General features: G+C 63.6%; 14 protein-coding genes. 8 read left to right on the top strand and 6 right to left on the bottom strand.

Going from position 1 to position 18,982, the window contains the following annotated elements; all coding sequences use genetic code 11:
• The 6 genes from urtD (at position 1) to NLM31_RS42315 (ending at position 7,632) form a co-directional block, all read left to right on the top strand.
• Positions 1-756: an urea ABC transporter ATP-binding protein UrtD gene (urtD, locus tag NLM31_RS42340; RefSeq protein ID WP_027531396.1), complete on the top strand. Its 756-nt coding sequence runs from the start codon at positions 1-3 to the stop codon at positions 754-756.
• Between the two features lie 67 nt (positions 757-823).
• Positions 824-1,513 carry an urea ABC transporter ATP-binding subunit UrtE gene (gene urtE / locus NLM31_RS42335; RefSeq protein ID WP_254135067.1) on the top strand — a complete coding sequence of 230 codons (690 nt, stop codon included), beginning with the start codon at positions 824-826 and terminating at the stop codon, positions 1,511-1,513.
• Positions 1,514-1,540: 27 nt separating this feature from the next.
• Complete coding sequence (gene fmdA, locus NLM31_RS42330; RefSeq protein ID WP_018316778.1) at positions 1,541-2,770, top strand: formamidase; 1,230 nt, start codon at positions 1,541-1,543, stop codon at positions 2,768-2,770.
• Between the two features lie 93 nt (positions 2,771-2,863).
• Positions 2,864-3,241, top strand: coding sequence for a zinc ribbon domain-containing protein (locus NLM31_RS42325; RefSeq protein ID WP_254196046.1), 378 nt, complete (start codon positions 2,864-2,866; stop codon positions 3,239-3,241).
• Between the two features lie 43 nt (positions 3,242-3,284).
• A complete protein-coding gene (locus NLM31_RS42320) occupies positions 3,285-4,325 on the top strand; it encodes an aliphatic amidase (RefSeq protein ID WP_254196045.1) in 1,041 nt (346 codons plus the stop codon).
• Positions 4,326-4,653: 328 nt separating this feature from the next.
• The gene (locus NLM31_RS42315; RefSeq protein WP_254196044.1) at positions 4,654-7,632 is read left to right on the top strand and encodes an autotransporter domain-containing protein; all 2,979 of its coding nucleotides are present in this window, start codon (positions 4,654-4,656) and stop codon (positions 7,630-7,632) included.
• Positions 7,633-7,635: 3 nt separating this feature from the next.
• On the opposite strand, the gene NLM31_RS42310 is transcribed toward NLM31_RS42315, so the two are convergent.
• The 5 genes from NLM31_RS42310 to NLM31_RS42290 all read right to left on the bottom strand — a co-directional run bounded on the left by NLM31_RS42310 (position 7,636) and on the right by NLM31_RS42290 (position 15,225).
• On the bottom strand, positions 7,636-8,466 hold the full coding sequence (locus NLM31_RS42310; protein WP_254196043.1) for an MlaD family protein: 831 nt from the start codon (positions 8,464-8,466) through the stop codon (positions 7,636-7,638).
• A 189-nt stretch (positions 8,467-8,655) separates the two neighbouring features.
• Positions 8,656-10,905 (bottom strand): acetate--CoA ligase family protein, encoded by a 2,250-nt coding sequence (locus tag NLM31_RS42305; protein WP_375167526.1) that lies wholly within the window; start codon positions 10,903-10,905, stop codon positions 8,656-8,658.
• 155 nt (positions 10,906-11,060) lie between these two features.
• Positions 11,061-12,053, bottom strand: coding sequence for a glycosyltransferase family 2 protein (locus NLM31_RS42300; protein ID WP_254196042.1), 993 nt, complete (start codon positions 12,051-12,053; stop codon positions 11,061-11,063).
• Positions 12,054-12,217: 164 nt separating this feature from the next.
• On the bottom strand, positions 12,218-12,787 hold the full coding sequence (locus tag NLM31_RS42295; RefSeq protein WP_254196041.1) for a class GN sortase: 570 nt from the start codon (positions 12,785-12,787) through the stop codon (positions 12,218-12,220).
• Positions 12,788-12,963: 176 nt separating this feature from the next.
• Positions 12,964-15,225, bottom strand: coding sequence for a marine proteobacterial sortase target protein (locus NLM31_RS42290; protein ID WP_254196040.1), 2,262 nt, complete (start codon positions 15,223-15,225; stop codon positions 12,964-12,966).
• Positions 15,226-15,410: 185 nt separating this feature from the next.
• On the opposite strand from NLM31_RS42290, the gene NLM31_RS42285 reads away from it, so the two are divergent.
• Both NLM31_RS42285 and NLM31_RS42280 read left to right on the top strand, forming a co-directional pair.
• Positions 15,411-16,181 carry a helix-turn-helix transcriptional regulator gene (locus NLM31_RS42285; RefSeq protein WP_254196039.1) on the top strand — a complete coding sequence of 257 codons (771 nt, stop codon included), beginning with the start codon at positions 15,411-15,413 and terminating at the stop codon, positions 16,179-16,181.
• 53 nt (positions 16,182-16,234) lie between these two features.
• The gene (locus tag NLM31_RS42280) at positions 16,235-17,752 is read left to right on the top strand and encodes a glycosyltransferase family 2 protein (RefSeq protein WP_254196038.1); all 1,518 of its coding nucleotides are present in this window, start codon (positions 16,235-16,237) and stop codon (positions 17,750-17,752) included.
• Here the strand turns inward: NLM31_RS42280 and NLM31_RS42275 are convergent.
• A complete protein-coding gene (locus tag NLM31_RS42275; RefSeq protein ID WP_254135056.1) occupies positions 17,749-18,969 on the bottom strand; it encodes an ABC transporter substrate-binding protein in 1,221 nt (406 codons plus the stop codon). The genes NLM31_RS42280 and NLM31_RS42275 overlap by 4 nt on opposite strands.
• Positions 18,970-18,982: the final 13 nt, after the last annotated feature.

Here is an 18,982-nt window from a genome sequence, read left to right as displayed (position 1 = left end):
ATGCTCGTAGGTCACCAGCCAAAAGAGTTCCTGCTTGCCGTCGAGGCGCTCACCGTCTCGTTCGACGGGTTCAAGGCAGTGAACGATCTCTCGTTCTATGTCGACGAGAACGAGATCCGCGTCATCATCGGTCCGAACGGCGCCGGCAAGACCACGGTGCTCGACCTGATCTGCGGCAAGACCAAAGCGACATCAGGCTCGATCCAGTTCCGCGGCAAGGAGCTGACGCGGATGAAGGAGAACGAGATCGTCAAGACCGGCGTCGGCCGCAAATTCCAGAACCCGTCGATCTACGACGATCTCACGGTGTTCGAGAATCTGGAGATCTCCTATCCGCGCGGACGCTCGGTGTTCGGCGCCCTGACCTTCACCCGTGACGCCGCCGTGCGCGACCGGGTACACGAGGTCGCCGAGATGATCTTCCTGAAGGATCGGCTGAACATGAGCGCCGACCTGCTCAGTCACGGCCAGAAGCAATGGCTCGAGATCGGCATGTTGCTGATCCAGGATCCGGACCTCCTGATGCTCGACGAGCCGGTCGCCGGCATGAGCGTGTCGGAGCGGACCAAGACCGCGGAGCTGCTCAACCGCATCATCAAGAATCGGTCGGTGCTGGTGATCGAGCACGACATGAAGTTCGTCGAGGACATCGCGCACAAGGTCACCGTGCTGCACCAGGGCCAGATCCTCTCCGAGGGGACGATGGAGAAGGTGCAGAACGATCCCAAGGTCATTGAAGTGTACCTCGGTCACTAGCGCATGATCCCGGAAAGTGGCGTCCGGTTTCCGGACAAGATCACGCGCAAGAAATAAGGAGCGGCGCATGTTGGCTATTTCGGATCTCCACGTCGCCTACGGCCAGAGCGAGGTGCTGCACGGGCTCAACGTCAAGGTCGCACCCAACGAGATCGTTGCGATCATGGGCCGCAACGGCATGGGTAAGACCACGCTGATGAAATCGCTGATGGGTATCCTTCCCGCCAAAAGCGGCTCGGTGACCATGGACGGCGCCGAGCTCGGCGGCCTGCCGAGCTATGAACGCGTCGCCAAGGGCCTCGCTTATGTCCCCCAGGGCCGCATGATCTTCTCCACCATGACGGTGAAGGAGAACATCGAGACCGGGCTCGTCGTTTCCGGCGGCTCCGAGGTGCCAAACGATATCTACGAGCTGTTTCCGGTTCTGCTGGAGATGAAGGGTCGCCGTGGCGGCAATCTCTCCGGCGGTCAGCAGCAGCAGCTGGCGATCGCCCGTGCGCTCGCAACCAAACCGAAGGTGCTGCTGCTCGACGAGCCGACCGAAGGCATCCAGCCGTCGATCATCAAGGACATGGCACGGACGCTCAAGCGCATCCGCGATGAAAAGGGCCTGTCGATCGTCGTGTCCGAGCAGGTTCTGAGCTTCGCGCTCGATATCGCCGACCGCGTGCTGGTCATCGAGAACGGCGCGATCGTGCGCGATGACCCACGCGACAGCGTCGATGCCGCGCAGGTCTCGAAATATCTGTCCGTCTAACCAACCGTAGTAAAGGGGAGCATCTCGATGCCAGAGACACTGATCAAGGTCGATCTCACCAAGTCGGCTTACGAAAATGACATGGTGCACAACCGCTGGCACCCCGACATCCCAATCGTGGCCTGGGTCAATCCCGGCGACGATTTCATCATCGAGACCTATGACTGGACCGGCGGCTTCATCAAGAACAACGATTCCGCCGATGACGTGCGCGATATCGACCTGTCGATCGTGCACTTCCTCTCCGGTCCGATCGGCGTCAAGGGCGCCGAGCCCGGCGACCTCCTGGTGGTGGACCTGCTCGACGTCGGTCCGATGAAGGAGAGCCTCTGGGGTTTCAACGGCTTCTTCTCCAAGCAGAACGGCGGCGGCTTCCTCACCGACCACTTCCCGCTGGCGCAGAAGTCGATCTGGGACATCAAGGGCCTCTATACCTCGTCGCGCCACGTGCCCGGCGTGAACTTCGCAGGCCTCATTCATCCCGGCCTGATCGGCTGTCTGCCCGATCCGAAGATGCTGGAGACCTGGAACAAGCGCGAGGCCGAGCTGATCTCGACCAACCCGACCCGTGTGCCCGGCCTTGCGAATCCCCCATTTGCGGCGACCGCGCATGGCGGCCGCGCCAAGGGCGATGTGAAAGCCAAGATCGGCGCGGAAGGTGCGCGCACCGTGCCGCCGCGCGAGCATGGCGGCAATTGCGACATCAAGGATCTCTCCCGCGGCTCAAAAATCTACTTCCCGGTCTATGTGCCCGGCGCCGGTCTCTCGATGGGCGACCTGCATTTCAGCCAGGGCGACGGCGAGATCACCTTCTGCGGCGCGATCGAGATGGCCGGCTGGCTGCATCTCAAGGTCGAGGTGATCAAGGACGGCATGTCGAAATACGGCATCAAGAATCCGATCTTCAAGCCGTCGCCGATCACGCCGAACTACAAGGACTATCTGATCTTCGAAGGCATCTCGGTCGACGAGGCCGGCAAGCAGCACTATCTCGACGTCCACATCGCCTATCGACAGGCCTGCCTCAATGCCATCGAGTATCTGAAGAAGTTCGGCTACTCCGGTGCGCAGGCCTATTCGATCCTCGGCACCGCGCCGTGCCAGGGCCATATCTCCGGTGTGGTCGACGTGCCCAATGCCTGCGCCACGCTGTGGCTACCGACCGAGATCTTCGACTTCGACGTGATGCCGTCGGCGGCGGGTCCCATCAAGCACATCACCGGCGATATCCAGATGCCGATCTCGCCGGACAAATAATCCCTGCGCGACGGGATGCGGGACGGCGCTGCTTCGTCGCCCCGCATCCGCCGCGAGGCGTTCTCTCACAGGCAATAGCGTAGGGATGATGCGATGCCGGTCTATGAATATCTCTGTGACGATTGCGGTCCGTTCAAGGACCTGCGCCCGATGGCGGAATGCGACGATCCGCAGGATTGCCCGCATTGCGAAGTCTCATCGCCGCGCGTGATCCTGACCGCGCCGAATTTCTTCTGCATGCCGGCCGACAAGCGCAAGGCGCACGCCGTCAACGAGCGCAGCACGCACGCGCCGCAGACGCTGGCGCAATACAAGGCCTCGCATGGCCCCGGTTGCGGCTGCTGCTCATCGGGCAAGACCGTGAAGGACAAGGGCGGGACCGACAGGAAGAAGCCGGCGCGGCTGGTGACCAAGACGAAGAGCGGCGCCAAGGGTTTCCCGACGGCGCGGCCCTGGATGATCAGCCACTGACCTTCGCGACAATCTCAACAAATAAAAGACAGGAGCGGCCCAAATGCTTCACGGCGATATTTCCAGCAGCAACGACACCGTCGGCGTCGCAGTGGTGAACTACAAGATGCCCCGCCTGCACACCAAGGCCGAGGTGCTCGACAACGCTCGCAAGATCGCCGACATGCTGGTGGGCATGAAGGCCGGCCTGCCCGGCATGGACCTCGTGATCTTCCCGGAATATTCCACGCAAGGCATCATGTACGATTCCAAGGAGATGTACGAGACGGCGTCCGCCGTGCCTGGTGAAGAGACTGCGATTTTCGCCGAAGCTTGCCGCAAGGCCAAGGTGTGGGGTGTGTTCTCGCTGACCGGCGAGCGCCACGAGGAGCATCCGCACAAGGCGCCCTACAACACCCTGATCCTGATGAACGACAAGGGTGAGATCGCGCAGAAGTATCGCAAGATCATGCCGTGGGTGCCGATCGAGGGCTGGTATCCCGGCAATTGCACCTATGTCTCCGAAGGCCCGAAGGGGATGAAGGTCAGCCTGATCATCTGCGACGACGGCAATTTTCCGGAGATCTGGCGCGATTGCGCCATGAAGGGTGCCGAGTTGATCGTGCGCTGCCAGGGCTACATGTACCCGGCCAAGGAGCAGCAGGTTCTGATTTCAAAGGCGATGGCGTGGGCCAACAATGTCTATGTCGCGGTCGCCAATGCCGCCGGCTTCGACGGCGTCTATTCCTATTTCGGCCACTCCGCGATTATCGGCTTCGACGGCCGCACGCTCGGCGAGTGCGGTGAGGAGGAGTACGGCATCCAATATGCCCAGCTCTCGAAGCATCTGATCCGCGATGCCCGCCGCAACGGCCAGTCGCAGAACCATCTCTACAAGCTGGTCCACCGTGGCTACACCGGCATGATCAATTCCGGTGAAGGCCCGCGCGGCGTCGCGGCCTGCCCCTATGATTTCTACAAGAACTGGATCGCCGATCCGGAAGGCACCCGCGACATGGTCGAGGCGATGACGCGCTCGACTGCGGGCACAGCCGAATGTCCGATCGACGGCATCCCGAACGAGGCTGCGCCGAGCAATTATTAGGTCGATCCGGCTTAAAGATGTGAATGGCCGTACACATGGGCGGACATTCTGACGCAGTTTCGTGTGCGCGGACTGGGAGCTGATCGTGTCAAAACGTGGCCCGGTTGCAACAACACGTGTCGAATCTGCTTAAGTTGCGGCGTCAGAGGCGGATTCTGACCCACCCGTAGTTCTACTGGCCACCCCCATGTTTTAGGTTCCCCACGGCGCCGCTGAGAGCGCCGTGAATGAGGGGCTGAAGGTGGGGGCTGGGTTGCCATCGAGCGGGCAGGGTTGCGCGCGCCGGAGCGTTGCCGCGGTTGGCGCGGCACTCTGGCTCGGTCTTGCCATGAGCGTGGCCGTTGTGGTGACCCCCGCGTCCGCCCAGCAGATCTTCAACGGATCGCAGACCACACCCAACGGTTCGGTCAACGGCGGCGGTGGCGTCTGGGACAACACCACGACCAACTGGACCGATTTCTTCGGCTCGACCAGCACGGCCTATGATCCCGCGTCGGCCGGCACGCTGTTCGGCAGCAGCGGTCCCTCGACGCCGGCGACGGGCGGCACCGTGACCGTCACGCCGGGCGGCGTGCAGCTCACCAGCCTCGTGGGCTTCGACCTCACCGGCGATGGCTCGATCTACACCATTCAGGGCGGTGACCTCAGGCTGGCCACGGGCGGCACCACCTTCTTCACCAATGATGTGACCGGTACCGGGGATCCCTCGGCCGTGATCGCGTCGCGCATCGTCGGTACCGGCGGCATCTCCGTACAGGGGCCCGGTTTCCTGACCTTGCTTGGCGCCAACACCTATACCGGCGACACGTTCATCTGCACCTGCGGCTCGCTGCAGCTTGGTGACGCGACCCATACCGCCAGCATCATCGGCGCCGTCACCAACGAGGGCTTCTTCAAGATCGTCAACGCCGACATGTCGGGTGTCACGTCGCTGTCGAACGCCTTCTCCGGCGTGACGATGTTTCTCAATGCGACGTCCGCCGGCACCATGGCGATCACCAACAACGGCCAGATCTATTTCGGTGATCCGACCGGGACCGGCACCCATACCGCGACCGCCGGACAGGCGACCATCACCAATGACGGCGGCTTGGTCGCCTTCTTTAGCCAGACCAATGCGGGCTCGGCCAGCATCACCAACCAGAACAGCGGCTCGACCGCGTTCATCGATCAATCCTCGGCGGGCTCGGCGACCATCGTCAACAAGGATTTTGGCGGCACGACCTTCGGCGCCGTGCCGGGCAGCACGGCGACCGCCGGCAATGCAACGATCATCAACGAGGCCAACGGCATCACCGATTTCGGTGCGTTCTCGACGGCCGGCAATGCCACGATCATCACAAAGAGCGGCGGCCAGACCTCGTTCTTCGACAATTCGACCGGCGGCAACGCGCGTTTCATCACCAGCGGTACCGGCATCGTCGATTTCGGCGGTAGCGTCGGCCTGAACGGCGACGGCCGCGTCACTGCCGGATCGATCCAAGGCAGCGGCTTCTATTACATCGGTGGTGGCAACACGCTCGTTGTCGGCGGCAACAATTTGTCGACCGAAGTCAGCGGTGTCATCGGCGATTTCAATCCCTGCGGCTGCGGTCCCGCGGGATCAGGCTCGCTCGAAAAAGTCGGCAGCGGAACGCTGGTCCTCTCCGGCACCAATACCTACACCGGCACGACGACCGTGAATGGCGGCATCCTGCGCGTCGATGGCGACATCTCGCAATCGAGCCTGACCACGGTGAATGCGGGAGCCGCGCTGTATGGCGCCGGCATCGTCGGCAACACACTCATCGCCAACGGCGGCATCTACGCGCCCGGCGACGGCGGGCCAGGCTCGAGCATGCAGGTCCAGGGCGATCTCACCCTTCAGCCCGGCTCGGTCTATGTTGTGCAGGTGGGTAGCGGATCCAGCACGAGCCATGCGCTCGTCGCCGGCAATGTTTCGCTGAGCGGCACCGTCGGCGTCTCGCTGTATCCCGGCAGCATGGTGAAGAAGCACTACGCGATCATGGACTTCTTCGGCACTGCCACCGGTAATTTTACGAGCGTTGCCGCGCCGGGTGGCCTCATCGGCACGACGACCGTCGGATCGAACGAGGTCTTTCTCGATTTCACGCTGAACTACGGCGCGAAATACGCGCTCAACGTCAACCAGCAGAACGTTGCCACGACACTACAGAACTTCTTCAACACCAATGGTGTCCTGCCGGCCGAATTCGCGGGTCTCGGTCCCGCCGGCCTCACGCAGGCCTCCGGTGAATCCGCAACGGGATCGCAGCAGACGACGTTCAATGCGATGAACCTGTTCATGAGCCTGTTGACCGACGTGTTCGGCTCGGGGCGTAGCGGCGAGGGCGGCGCGACGCCTTACGCCGACGAGACCAGTGCGACTGCCTACGCCGCATCAGGCAAGCGCCCCAGCGACGCCCTTGCCTCGATCTACCGCAAGGCGCCACCGCCGACATTCGAGCAGCGCTGGGATGTCTGGGCGGCCGGCTACGGCGGCTCGCAGACCACCGACGGTCGCACGGCACTCGGCTCCAACAATACGACCAGCAGCGTCTACGGGACCGCGGTCGGCCTTGACTATCGCTTCTCGCCCTCGACGGTCGCGGGCTTCGCGCTCGCCGGCGGCGGCACCGGCTTCGGCGTCAACGGACTGGGCTGGGGCCACTCGGATCTGTTCCAGGCCGGCGCGTTCGTTCGCCACAATGCGGGGCCTGCCTATGTCACGGCCGCGCTGGCCTATGGCTGGCAGGATGTCACCACCAACCGCATCGTCACCGCGGCCGGCTCCGATCAGCTGCGGGCGCAATTCAACGCCAACGCCGTTTCAGGCCGTATCGAGGGCGGCTATCGCCAGGCAACGCCGTGGATCGGGCTGACGCCCTATGCCGCGCTCCAGGCCACGATGTTCAGCCTGCCGAGCTATTCGGAATTCGCGGTGGTCGGCAACAACACCTTCGCGCTCAATTATGCCGCCAAGGACGTGACCAGCACCCGCACCGAGCTCGGCCTGCGCGCCGACAGATCGTTCGCCGCAGCCGGCGGCGTGCTGACGCTGCGCGGCCGCGCCGCCTGGGCGCATGATTTCAATCCGGATCGCACGATCGGCGCGGTGTTCCAGACGCTGCCGGGATCGGCCTTCGTCGTGAACGGTGCCGCACTGGCGCGCGACTCCGCGCTGACGACGGCGTCGATACAGATGAACTGGATGAACGGCTGGTCCGCGTCGGCCACTTTCGAGGGCGAGTTCTCGAACGTCACGCGCTCCTACGCCGGCAAGGGCGTCGTGCGCTACACCTGGTAGGCTCTATCGCTTTGGCTGCGTTGGTTTGCGCGGCGGACGCGGAGCGGCGGCAGGCGTGGGCGTCCCGCTCATCTTGTTGGCGGCCTCGCTGACGTCGAGCAGCGAGCGGCGCGTATCCTCGAGGAAGCTCGCCGATTTCTTCTTCATGGTGTCGGCGAGCTCGTGCAGCCCCTTCACCTTTTCGAACAACTCGTCGGCCTTGCCGTCGACGAAGCCGGGCACCACGCCCTCGATCTTGGTGACCGCCTTGTCGAAGCCGGCAAACGCATTGTCGACCTTGAGCATCACCGCGTCGATCTCGTCGCCCTTGCCCCTGAGGTCGCCGGTATAGTTTTCGAACGTGCGCAGGCCGTCCTTGATCGCCGGCGCGTTGCTGACGATCGTGCGATCGACGCTATGCAGCGTGTCGACGATGGATTCGGCATCGCTGAGATCGGCGGTCAACACGGGAATGCCGTCCGAGTCCAGCGGCACCGGCGGCGCGGACGGGGCGCCGCCGATCAGTGAGACCGCAGCGACACCGGTGAGGCCCTGGAACTCGATGCCGGCGACCGTGTCCTTGCGGATCGGCGCGGTGTTGTCGAGCGACACCAGCGCGACGACCTTGCGCGGACTGTCCAGCTTGATCGACAGGATCTGGCCGGCGGGCACGCCGTCGAAATTGACCGGGCCGCCGCGGCGCAGGCCGCTCGCGGAACCGCCTTCGAACACGACGCGCAACTGGCTGCGGCTCTGGATGGCGCGCCATTTCTGCACACCGAGCAGGCCGCCGAACGCCACGGCGATCACCGCCAGCGTCGTCGTTCCGATCACCAGATTGCTCGCGCGTGCCATAGGGTAGCGATTTTACGACCAAAGCGGGGAAGTTGGAAGGAGTCCGGATGGTCGCAATGGTAGCGGGGGCGGGTTAACGACTTGTCCGCCGTAGCTCGAAGAGCGAAGGCGGAAGCGTAACCCGCCGTCTTCTATCATCAGTGGTGCAAAATTGGCGGATTATGCAGTGCTGATCCGCCCTACGCGACATCAATGCCCGGCGGCGCGTTTGGCCGCCGCATTGTTCAGAACGATCAGCGCATCGACCGCGACACCGGTTTTCGCATTGATCAGGAACGGATTGACGTCGATCGACGCGATCCGGTCGCCGGCATCCGCGATCAGATTGGACAGGCCGACCAGCGCCTTCACGGCCGAGGTCTCATGCAACGCCGGCTTGCCGCGATAGCCGCGCATCTTGATGCCGGCCTTGGTGCGCCCGATCAGCAGCCGCGCCTCGGCCTCGTCCAGGGGGGCGCCAGCCAGCGCCACGTCCTTCATCAGCTCGATATCGATGCCGCCGGTGCCGAACAGCACGACCGGCCCCATCTCGGCGTCGAGCGACGCGCCGACCACGAGCTCGAGGTCGGCCTTGACCTGCTGCGCGATCAGGATGCCGTCGAGTCTTGGTTTGCCCTTCAGCTTCTTCACCCGCGCGGTGATGTCGGAAAAAGCCTTCTTCACCTCGGCTGCGCTGTTGAGGTTCAGCACCACGCCGCCGATATCGGATTTGTGCAGGATCTCGGCGCTGACGACTTTGGCCACGACCGGAAAGCCGATCTGCTTGGCGATCTTCACGGCCTCCGCTGCAGTCTGCGCGATTCCCTCCTTCGAGACCGGGATGCCGTAGGCCTTCAGCAACTTCTTCGAAGCGACCTCGTCGAGCGCGGCACCGCTTGCTGATGCCAGCGCCTTCTCCAGCACGGCGCGCGCCGCGGGCTTCGAGCTCGAGACGATGTCGGGCACCTCTTTGCGCAGCCTGGCATAGGCGAGCAGCGATTTGATGGCGGTCACCGCGCGGTCCATGCCCTGCATCACCGCGAGGTGCGGCAGCGATTTGCGCAGGCCCTTGGTGAACTCGGTGAAGCCGATCGACATCGCGCTGATATAGATCACGGGCTTTGCGGCTCGGCTCGCCATCTCGTTGACGATGCGCAAATTGCGCTCGCGCTGCTCGTGCGGCACTTTTGGAAATTCGGCGTCGACGATGACGATGTCGATATCCGGGTCGTCGATCATCAGCTTGATCGACTTCATGTAGACGGAGGGATCGACCACCGCCGCAAAGCCGGCGTCGAGCGGATTGCCGACGATCGACCCCGGGCCGAGCATCTTGGCGAGTTCGCTGCCGACATGTGGACTGAGCGGCGCGAAATTCAGGCCCTCGGCATAGAAGGCGTCGAGCAGCATGCCGCGCTTGCCGCCGGACAGCGTGACGGCGGCGAGCCGGTCGCCCTTGGGCATGGCGGCGTGGACGAAGCATTCGGTGGTCTCGATCAATTCGTCGAGCCCGGCGACGCGGATCACGCCTTCGCGGGTTGCGATCGCGTCGAACGTCTCGATCGAGCCCGCCAGCGCACCGGTGTGCGCCATCGCTGCAGCGCGGCCGCCTTCCGATGATCCGAGCTTGAGCGCGATCACCGGCTTGCTCGCGGCACGCGCCGCCTTGCAGGCGTCGCGAAAGGCCTTGGTGTTACGCACGCCTTCGAGATAGACCACGATCACCTTGACGCTCGGATCTTCGGCGAAATAGCGCATCAGGTCGGGTGTCTCGAGCCCGGTTTCGTTGCCGGTCGTGACCATGTAGCCGACACCGACGCCGCGATCCTCCAGCGCCTGCCGGATTGCCATGACGATGGCGCCGGACTGGCCTGCGATCGCCACCGCGCCCTGTTCCATGGTGACGATGCGGTCGTCGATATTGGTGAAGAGTTTTTCGCCGGCGCTCAAATTGCCGAGGCAGTTCGGGCCGGTGACGGCGAGCCCGGTCTCACGCACGGCCCGTTGCAGCTCGGCGGCAAGCTTCTGGCTCTCCTCATCCTGCAGTTCGCTGAAACCCGACGTGACGATGGTGGCCGACCGCGCGCCGGCAGCAGCTGCGTCGCGGATCACCTGCACGGCAAAGCGCGCGGGCACCAGCACCAGAACGTGATCTGGCTTCTCGGGGAGGCTGGCAAAATCCTTGTAGCAGGGCACGCCCCAGATGGTTTCGCGCTTGGCGTTGACAGGATAGAGCCCGCCCTCGAAGCCATATCTGACCAGATTGTTCCAGATGCGCTCGGCGTAGTTGCCGGGCTTGTCGGTCGCGCCCACCAGCACGATGTTGCGCGGATGCAGCATGGCGTGGATGCCCTTGACGATGCCGCTGGCATCAGGGGGCGGCGACCATGAGCGGGCAGGAGCCGGCGCGGCAGAGACCTGTGCTTGAGCGACCAGTGCTTTAGAGATCTGGGCTTCCATGGCGTGACCTCACCTTTTGTTCTTCTTGGTGGCGCGTCACCTTGTTGTATGGCGAGTTGAGTGGAGTGGCAACCGGCAGGGCTGCATGCCGCATGGCGGAATGCGCGGCGGATCGCAAGCGGCAATGTCAATCGCCGGCTCGCGTCTTGTCCGCGTCAGTATCGCAGGACCCCCAGCTTGTAGGCATAATGATAGGCCAGCTGCCGGACGAGATAAGGCGCGATGGCGCGCCGGATCTGCATCTGCGTCGGATCGAATCCGAGAACGCGGCGCCGCAAGATGCCCATCTCCCTGACGCCGATCGCGTAGGTCGCCGCCGTCTTCTGCGCGTCGTGAATACGGAAGCAGGACAGAAACCGCGGTAGCCGCGCGAACTTGAATCCGGCGGCTTGCGCCCGCAGGATGAAGTCCCAGTCCATCGCGTAGTGGAAGCTTTCGTCGATCGCACCAAGCTTGTCCCACACGTGCTTGCGCCAGAACATCGTCTCCTGCGGAATGTAGTCGGCATATCGCAGCACCTTGCCGTCATGGCGGGGCAACACGGCACGACCGACCTCGAGTCCTTCGCGATCGATGAAGATGCGGTTGCCGTAGACGATGTCGACATCGGGATGCGACATGAAATAGTTGACGACATGAGCGAGCGTTCCGGGCAGCAGCACGTCGTCGCTGTTGAGATAGGCCATGATCTCGCAGTCGACGCCGGCAAAGCCGAGATTGATGGCGTTGGACTGACCCTTGTCCGGTTCGCTCCTCCAGCTGATGCTGTCGCTGCGGCTCTTCAGGAGATCGATCGTGCCGTCGATCGAGGCGCCATCCTGCACGTGATAATAGAGGTTCGGATAGGCCTGGCTCAGAATGCTGTCGATCGTGGCGCCGAGATATTGCGCGTGATTGTAGCTTGGCGTGACCATCGCGATCCGCGGCGCTGTCGCAGGGATCGCGGGTGCGGAGTTGAACGCGTTCAGGTTGAGCATTCGCGCCGGATATTGCTCGAACGTCCACATCGGTGGACGCCGCCAGAGGCTGCGAAGCGAGGAGCGTCTCTGACCGGCCGCGACCAGATCCAGATTCCGTTCCAGCAGGGCGACGCGGTTTTCGAGCTGCTCCAATCGCTGGTCGAGACGCTGCCTAAACTCTTCGTCCATTTACCCCTTCTTCCCGCCCAGCTCGGCTGCAGAAATCGCTGGCCCCTCTATAGGTCTTCGGCTGGCTGCACCAGTTCAGCGGTTCCAGCAAAGCTGGTTGTCGCATGCGCCAAGCATGGCTTGCGAGAGCTCGATCGATCCCGGATGGGCGCGATTGCGAACGGCTATTCACCATCCCCGATCAGGGTGGCATGCAGCAGATACCGTTCGGGGCCCGACGTGACGGCGTCGAACGGCCAGCATGTCGCAAGCACAAGCTCGAAATCCTGCGTTGCGGGATCGATGCCCGATGCGTCGAAACGCACGATCGCGGAGGAATCCGCGCGATAGCGAAAGCGTTTGCCGTCACTGCGTGTGACATCGATCACGTCACCAATGGCAACATCCCGCAGGAAGCGGAAATGTGTATCGCGATGAGCAGCATATACAGCAGCGCCGCGCTCGCCGGCATCCACCGTTTGGTGGAGATGGCCCGGTCCGAAAGCAAGCGCCTGTCCGCTCGTGCCGTCCAGCACTATGGCGCTGGCGCCGATCCGCTTGACCTCGATCCGCGCCACCGGCCAGGTATCGGCCCAGGACCATGGCTTGACCGGGTGGCCGGTCGCAACACTCCGGTCGAACGCACGCACCAGGAGCATCTGCGCGAGCCACGCCTTGGCGTGGATGTAGGCGCCGTCGCCGAACAGGATGGCGCCGACCAACACGAGGACCAGAGGCGAGACGAAGCGTGGCATTGGTCTCTCCACCGTCATTGCGAGCGCAGCGAAGCAATCCAGAGTCTTTCGGCGGAGGCAGTCTGGATTGCTTCGCTGCGCTCGCAATGACGAGAAGAAAAAAAGCGCGCGCGGCCGTTGGTTTCGGGACGGGCAGCCGCGCGCGCCAAGCAAGAGGAGTTCGGGGCGCTCCTCTCTCAAGCGGCGTCAGTGAGCAAGGACTGACGCCGGTTGAACACGAACAGGATCAAGGCAAGTACGATTATGATCAGGCCCGCGATCATCTTCAGCGCGGCTGAGGTCGATGTCTTGGGCAGGCGGATCGCATCCGGTGTGACGGGAGCCGGCCGCCTTGCTGCAGGCTGGCCCGCATCGGCGCGGCGCTCGCGCAACTGTGTCGGCGTCAGCTGCGGCCGTTCGCCGAACACCTTCGCGAAATCCCAGCCTGCCGGCAGGTTGATCGGAAGCTCGCTGAGCTTGAGCGGCTGGCCTTCGGGACGGCTCGGCGTCTTGTCGACCGCGACAAGGCTGGTCAGTCGCGTGACGATCTGATGGTCGAGCGCCAGCGCAAGGATCGCCTTGTCCGTGTCTTCCGGTGTCTTCTCGCGGAGCGTCCGCGCCACCTCGGCGTCGCCGATCTTGCGCCTGGCCCAGAGCTTTGACAGGCCCTTGCCCTCGGCGGCATTTTGCAGCGGCAATGTCACCGACCACGGCCGGTCGCCGACGCGGCCCTTGATTTCCAGCGAGCCAGCGAGCTTGTCGAGCTTTGCTGCGAGCACAAGCGGCTCGTCGCGATAGACGTCGGGAATGATCGCGGGCGTGACGTCGGCTTTGGCGTCGGAGAATTTTGCGGTAAGGCCGGTCACGGCGGGGTTCTCCAGCTTGGCGAACAGGCCGCGCATGCGCTCCTCGACCTGCTCGACGGAGCCGATGTGGGTGAAGGCGCCGCGGCCGAGCTCGGAAGCCCGCGTCATCAGATAGGTGTTGGGCGCGGAGCCGATGCCGACCATGAAGATGCGCGAGCGGCCGCGCATCGCGGTGATGGTCTCGAACAATTGCTGTTCGTTGCCGATCGCGCCGTCGGTGAGGAACACGATCTGGCGAACCATGTTGGTATCGCCGATCTTGTCGGTCAGTGCCGCACGCATCGCCGGCACCATCTCGGTGCCGCCACGCGCCTGCAATGCGCTGACGAATGACGTCGCTTCGCCGACATGGGCGGTATCGGCCGGCACCGAGGTCGGAAACAGCACGTCCATGGTGTCGTCGAAACGGATCACGTTGAAGCGGTCGTTCGGCTGGAGACGGCCGAGCGCATAGAGCAGGCTTGCCTTGGCCTGTTCGATCGAGGTGCCGCCCATCGAGCCGGAATTGTCGATCACGAACACCACTTCGCGCGGCAGCGGCTTCTGTGTTGCCTGCTCGGCGGCCGGCGGCGTGACGAAGGCGAGCAGATAGTCGGCGTCGCCGACATGCTCGCGGAACAGGCCGACCGACGGCGCCTTCTCGGCCGCCGGCTTCCAGGTCAGCTCGAAATCGCGGTCGGCCGGCACGGTGCCGTCGGCAAGCGTCACGACTCGCGTCGTGTTGTCCGGGCTCTCGATCTTGACGTTGTGATGGTGGCTCTTCACCTCGCCGAGCGCAAAGCCGGCTTTCAGGTGCACCGCGATGCTGGTCGGATTGATCGGCGCACTCTTGGCGGGATCGAGCACCGGCGGCGAGATGCGGTCACGGTCGGGCACCGGATCGGAACTGGTTGCGCCCCAGCCGGAGCCGTCCTTGCGGAAGTCGACGCTCTGCACGATCGGCGCCGGATTGTAGCGCGGCCCGACCACGAGCGGCACGCGCAGCGAATATTCGTTGCCGGATTGATGCACCGGCTCCTGATATTCGATCTGTACCAGCACGGTTTCGCCGGGGCCGATATTGGCGACCGAATTGGTGAAGATGTTCGGCCGCTCCTGCTCCGTGAGCGCGGCCTTCTGTCCGTTGCGACGCGCCTGTTCGTAGATCACGCGCGCCTGTTGCCGCTCCTTGATGTCGCCGACGATGACGCGGTCGCCGACCACCATCTTGAGCGTGTCGACGGCGCCGTCGGCGGCAAGCGGGTAGACATAGGTCGCCTCGACCCAGTCCTTGGTCGGGTTACGGAAGACCTGCGTGACGCGCGTGCGCAGCGTCGGGCCGGACACCGTGATGTCGACATCGATCCCGAGACGGATGGCTTCGGTGGTGGCGCCGTCCTCCTTCAGGAGGAGGCTGCCGGACTTGGCGTCGCCGGGCTGGAGCAGGCCGGCTTGCTCGGTCGTCGCCGACCAGGAGGTCTCGAAGCTCACCAGCAGGGCCACGAAACTGACCAGGAGCACGGCGATGCTTTGCGCCAGAAGGAACAGGCCGACCTTGATCAGCCTCCCAAGCCAGGGGTGTTCGTCGCTATCAACCGCGTCGTAATTGTCCATTTGGCCTGCTCCCGAAAGTGTTTCACGCCCCTGAGCATCGGTCGGGAGGGGGCGTTGTCGCGAGCAGATTGATCGGCAATGTTCCGCCGCGGCTGGCCTTGCCGGCTGCCGTCTTGGCGGCCATGTCCGGTTTTGTGCTGATTTGTCCGCCCTGCTAGACTGGCCGCAGTGGAGCAGGGTTAACGATGCAGACGCCGGATAAACTCAACGACGGGCAGCTTTCGGACGAACAAAGCCGCGAGGTTGCGGAGACGATCCGCGAGGAAATCGCAAGGCGCCGGATTTCGCGGCAGGCGCTGGCCGAGCAGGCCAAGCTCAGCCTGTCGACGCTGGAGAAGGCGCTCGGCGGCCGCCGCCCGTTTACCCTGGCGACCACGGTCCGGCTCGAGCAGGCGCTGGGCGTGTCCCTGCGCAAGACCACGGTGACGCCAGCGCCCGTGGCAGGCAACGACGTCGCGCCTGACAGCCTCGGCTCCTATTCGCATCGCGCCGTGACCTGGCTGGAAGATGTCTACATCACGCTGCGGCCGTCCTTTGGCGACAAGGATGCGATCTTTGCCTATCGCACCGAGATCGTCTGGGAGCCGAAGGTCTCCTCGCTGGTCTTCCGCGAGGGCGAGCGGACCGATGCGGCCTATGAGCACACCGGCGAAGTCGCCGTGCCGCATCAGTCGGGTTTCATCTATCTTGTCATCAACAAGCATGGCCAGCATCGCGTGATCACGGTATCGCGGCCAACCGTGTCCGGCGCGATGTATGGCATCATCTCGACGCTGCGCGCCGGCGCCGGCTCGCAGCTGACGCCGGTCGCGGCACCCATTGCCTATGTGCCGGCACGGAATATCGTCGATCCGGCTGTGGGCCGGATCGCACCGGACCAGGTGAATTACAAGCTGTATCGCGATCACCTTCGGCGTACCGTCGACGAGTCTTTTGCGCTGTTTTTGCCTGCCTGAACCTGCGCCCGAATTGGCGTCCCGCGCGATCATGTTGAGGGGTGAAATCCGGCATGAAATCCGGCTTGGGTCCCGACCGGCCGCTGTTCTCCGTCATCATCCCGCTCGAATCTCACCGCGGGCAATGGGAGCAATCCTGGCTCGGCTGGACGGCGCAGACGGCGGACCGGTCTCTCTATGAGATTATTCTGGTCGTGCCGCGCGATTTCACGGCGCTCGCGGAGCTGAAGCAGCTCGCGGGCGACCGGGCGCACCTCGAATTCGCCGACTCCGTTCACGATATCGGGCTCAGCGCAATCGGCGCCTCCAGGGCGCGCGGCCGCTATCTGTTCTTTACGGAATCGCATTGCCGGCCGGAGCCCGACGTGATTGCGCTCTGCATCCGCGCGATCGACGATCATCCCGATTGGGCCGGGTTTTCCTGCCGCTCGGTCCCGATCTGCCACAACCGCCTGTCGGAGGCGGAGGCCGCGATGTACCAGGCCGACATCGAGTTCGGCATGAAGCAGCATCCCTGGCGCAAGGTGCTCGACCAGTGCTTCGTGACGCGGCGTGACGTCTATGAGGAGTGCGGGGGCCTGCGCGAAGAGCTAGGTCATTTCGCCGAATGGGTGCTCGCCGCCGGATATTTTGCGCGGGGTTACGCCATCGGCTATCTCGAGGAGGCGCGCTTCCATCACTATTACGTCGGCCGGATCGGCGAGCTGAAGACGTTCACGCTCGATTTCGTGCAGGGCGAGATCCGTTATCTCAGCGAGGATCGACACGATCCGGGCTGGGAGCTGCTCGAGATTCCCCGCGAATGGAGCGAGCCGTACAATTTCGATGGTGCGCTTGCCCTCCATGCACTGAACGCGCTGATGCGCTACGGGGGCTGGAGGCGGTTCGACGAGAAGCTGCGGGCCATGTGGCGCTGGACCGCGCCGGCGCTGCTCGGCGATATCCGTCCACGTCTCGCCGCACGGTTCGCCGTCGTACATGCACGATCGATGTTGACGGGACTGGCGGTGGTCGGGTCGAGCGACGCCATCGCCCATTGGATGAAACGCTACATCGCATCGCTGATCCGCCTGCAGCGGCTCGAATGTATCCGTCGCGTTCGCGGGCACGTCAGGCCTGCGCCGAAACTGCTCGGCGATCACGTTCTCGCGCAGATCGGATTTCACGCCGAGGAGACGGCGGCCGGCTACACATTTCGCTGGAGCGAGCCGCAGGCGGCCGTTCGCATCAAGGGAACGGCTGGGCGCAATACGGTCTGCATCCAAAGCCCTGCGCTGCGTGCGCCGCTCGACAAGATCGGCACGCAATTCTATCTCGACGGTGCGCGTGTGGATCCCGCCGCGATCGAGATCGGTTGCGACCGCTACACGCTCAGCCTGGATCTGCCGAAATCAGGCGTCGCCACCCTGGCATGGGCCTGCCCCGTGCTCAGGGGTGTTGGCGATGCGCGCCGTCTCGGCCTTTCCGTCGTGGCCATCGATGTGAGCCGGGACGTGCGCGACGGCGATCAAAAAGATGGCGGCCTTTCGACCGCCATCCCGCGCGTGTCGGCAATTTCCGATCGCAACTAGCCGCTCGGTTCTGCGCTGATGATGGGGCCGAACAGCTCCCACTGGCCGCTCTTGAACCGCCACATCTTGAGCTGCTCGATCGGCGCAAAGTCGGTGGCCGAGGTGTTGATCGTGATCCCCGGAATCAGCGTGTCGGGGGTGAAGTCCTTCAGGCTGGCGGCCTGCTTCATCACGTTCTCGCGGGTGAGATTGTCGCCCGCCTGCTTCAGCACCTGCACCATGGTCTGGGCTGCGGCGTAGCCATAGACCAGATTGGCGTCCGAGATGTTCGCGCCGGGCATGTACTTCTCGATGAAGGCCATGAACTTCTTCATGCCGGCATCGTCCTTCCACTGCGGATCCGAGGCATCCTTGAGATAGCCGGCCGAGAGCACGCCTTCGGAGGCCTCGAGGCCGGCGGGCTTCATCACAGCACCGATCGACACCGACACGTCGGTCATCAGATGCATCGGCTTCCAGCCCAGCTCGGCGATCTTCTTGATCGCCTGCGCCGCGAACTTGGGCGTCGCGATGTTGACGAACGTATCGGCGCCGGTGTCCTTGAGCTTGACGATATGGGCGTCGATCGACGGCTCCGACGTCTCGTAGCTTTCTTCGGCCACGATCAGCTTCGAAGCCTTGTCACCGAACACATCCTTGATGCCGGCAAGGTAGTCCTTGCCGAAATCGTCATTGGCATAGAAGATCGCAACCTTCGCGTCCGGTTTCTCCTTCAGAATGTATTTGGCGAAGATCCGCGCCTCGACCCGGTAGCTCGGCTGGAAGCCCATGGTCCAGGGGAAGTTGTGCGGATCGTTCCACTTGCTGGCGCCGGTGGCAAGGAACAGCTGCGGCACCTTCTTGGAGTTGTGATATTTCTGCACGGCGGTCTGGGTTGGCGTGCCCAGCGCGTTGAACACCAGGAAGACCTCGTCGCTCTCGATCAGCTTGCGGATCTGCTCCACTGTCTTCGGCGGCGAGTAGCCGTCGTCATAGGAGATCCAGTTGATCTTGCGGCCGTTGATGCCGCCCTGATCGTTGATCATCTTGAAATAGGCTTCCTCGGTCTTGCCGATGACGCCGTAAGCGGAAGCAGGTCCCGAATAAGCCTCGACATTGCCGAGCTTGATCTCGGTGTCGGTGACGCCGGTGTCGTACGCCTTCTGGGCGGACGCGCCCTGGATCGTGAGCAGCGTCAACGCGGTTGCTGCGGCAAGCAGGGAGAGTTTCTTGTTCATGAAATTTCCTTGC

The sequence above is a fragment of the Bradyrhizobium sp. CCGUVB4N genome (assembly GCF_024199945.1).
GTDB lineage: Bacteria > Pseudomonadota > Alphaproteobacteria > Rhizobiales > Xanthobacteraceae > Bradyrhizobium.
The sequence above is the reverse complement of the archived record's forward strand: the minus strand, read 5'-3'. Positions and strand labels throughout refer to the sequence as shown.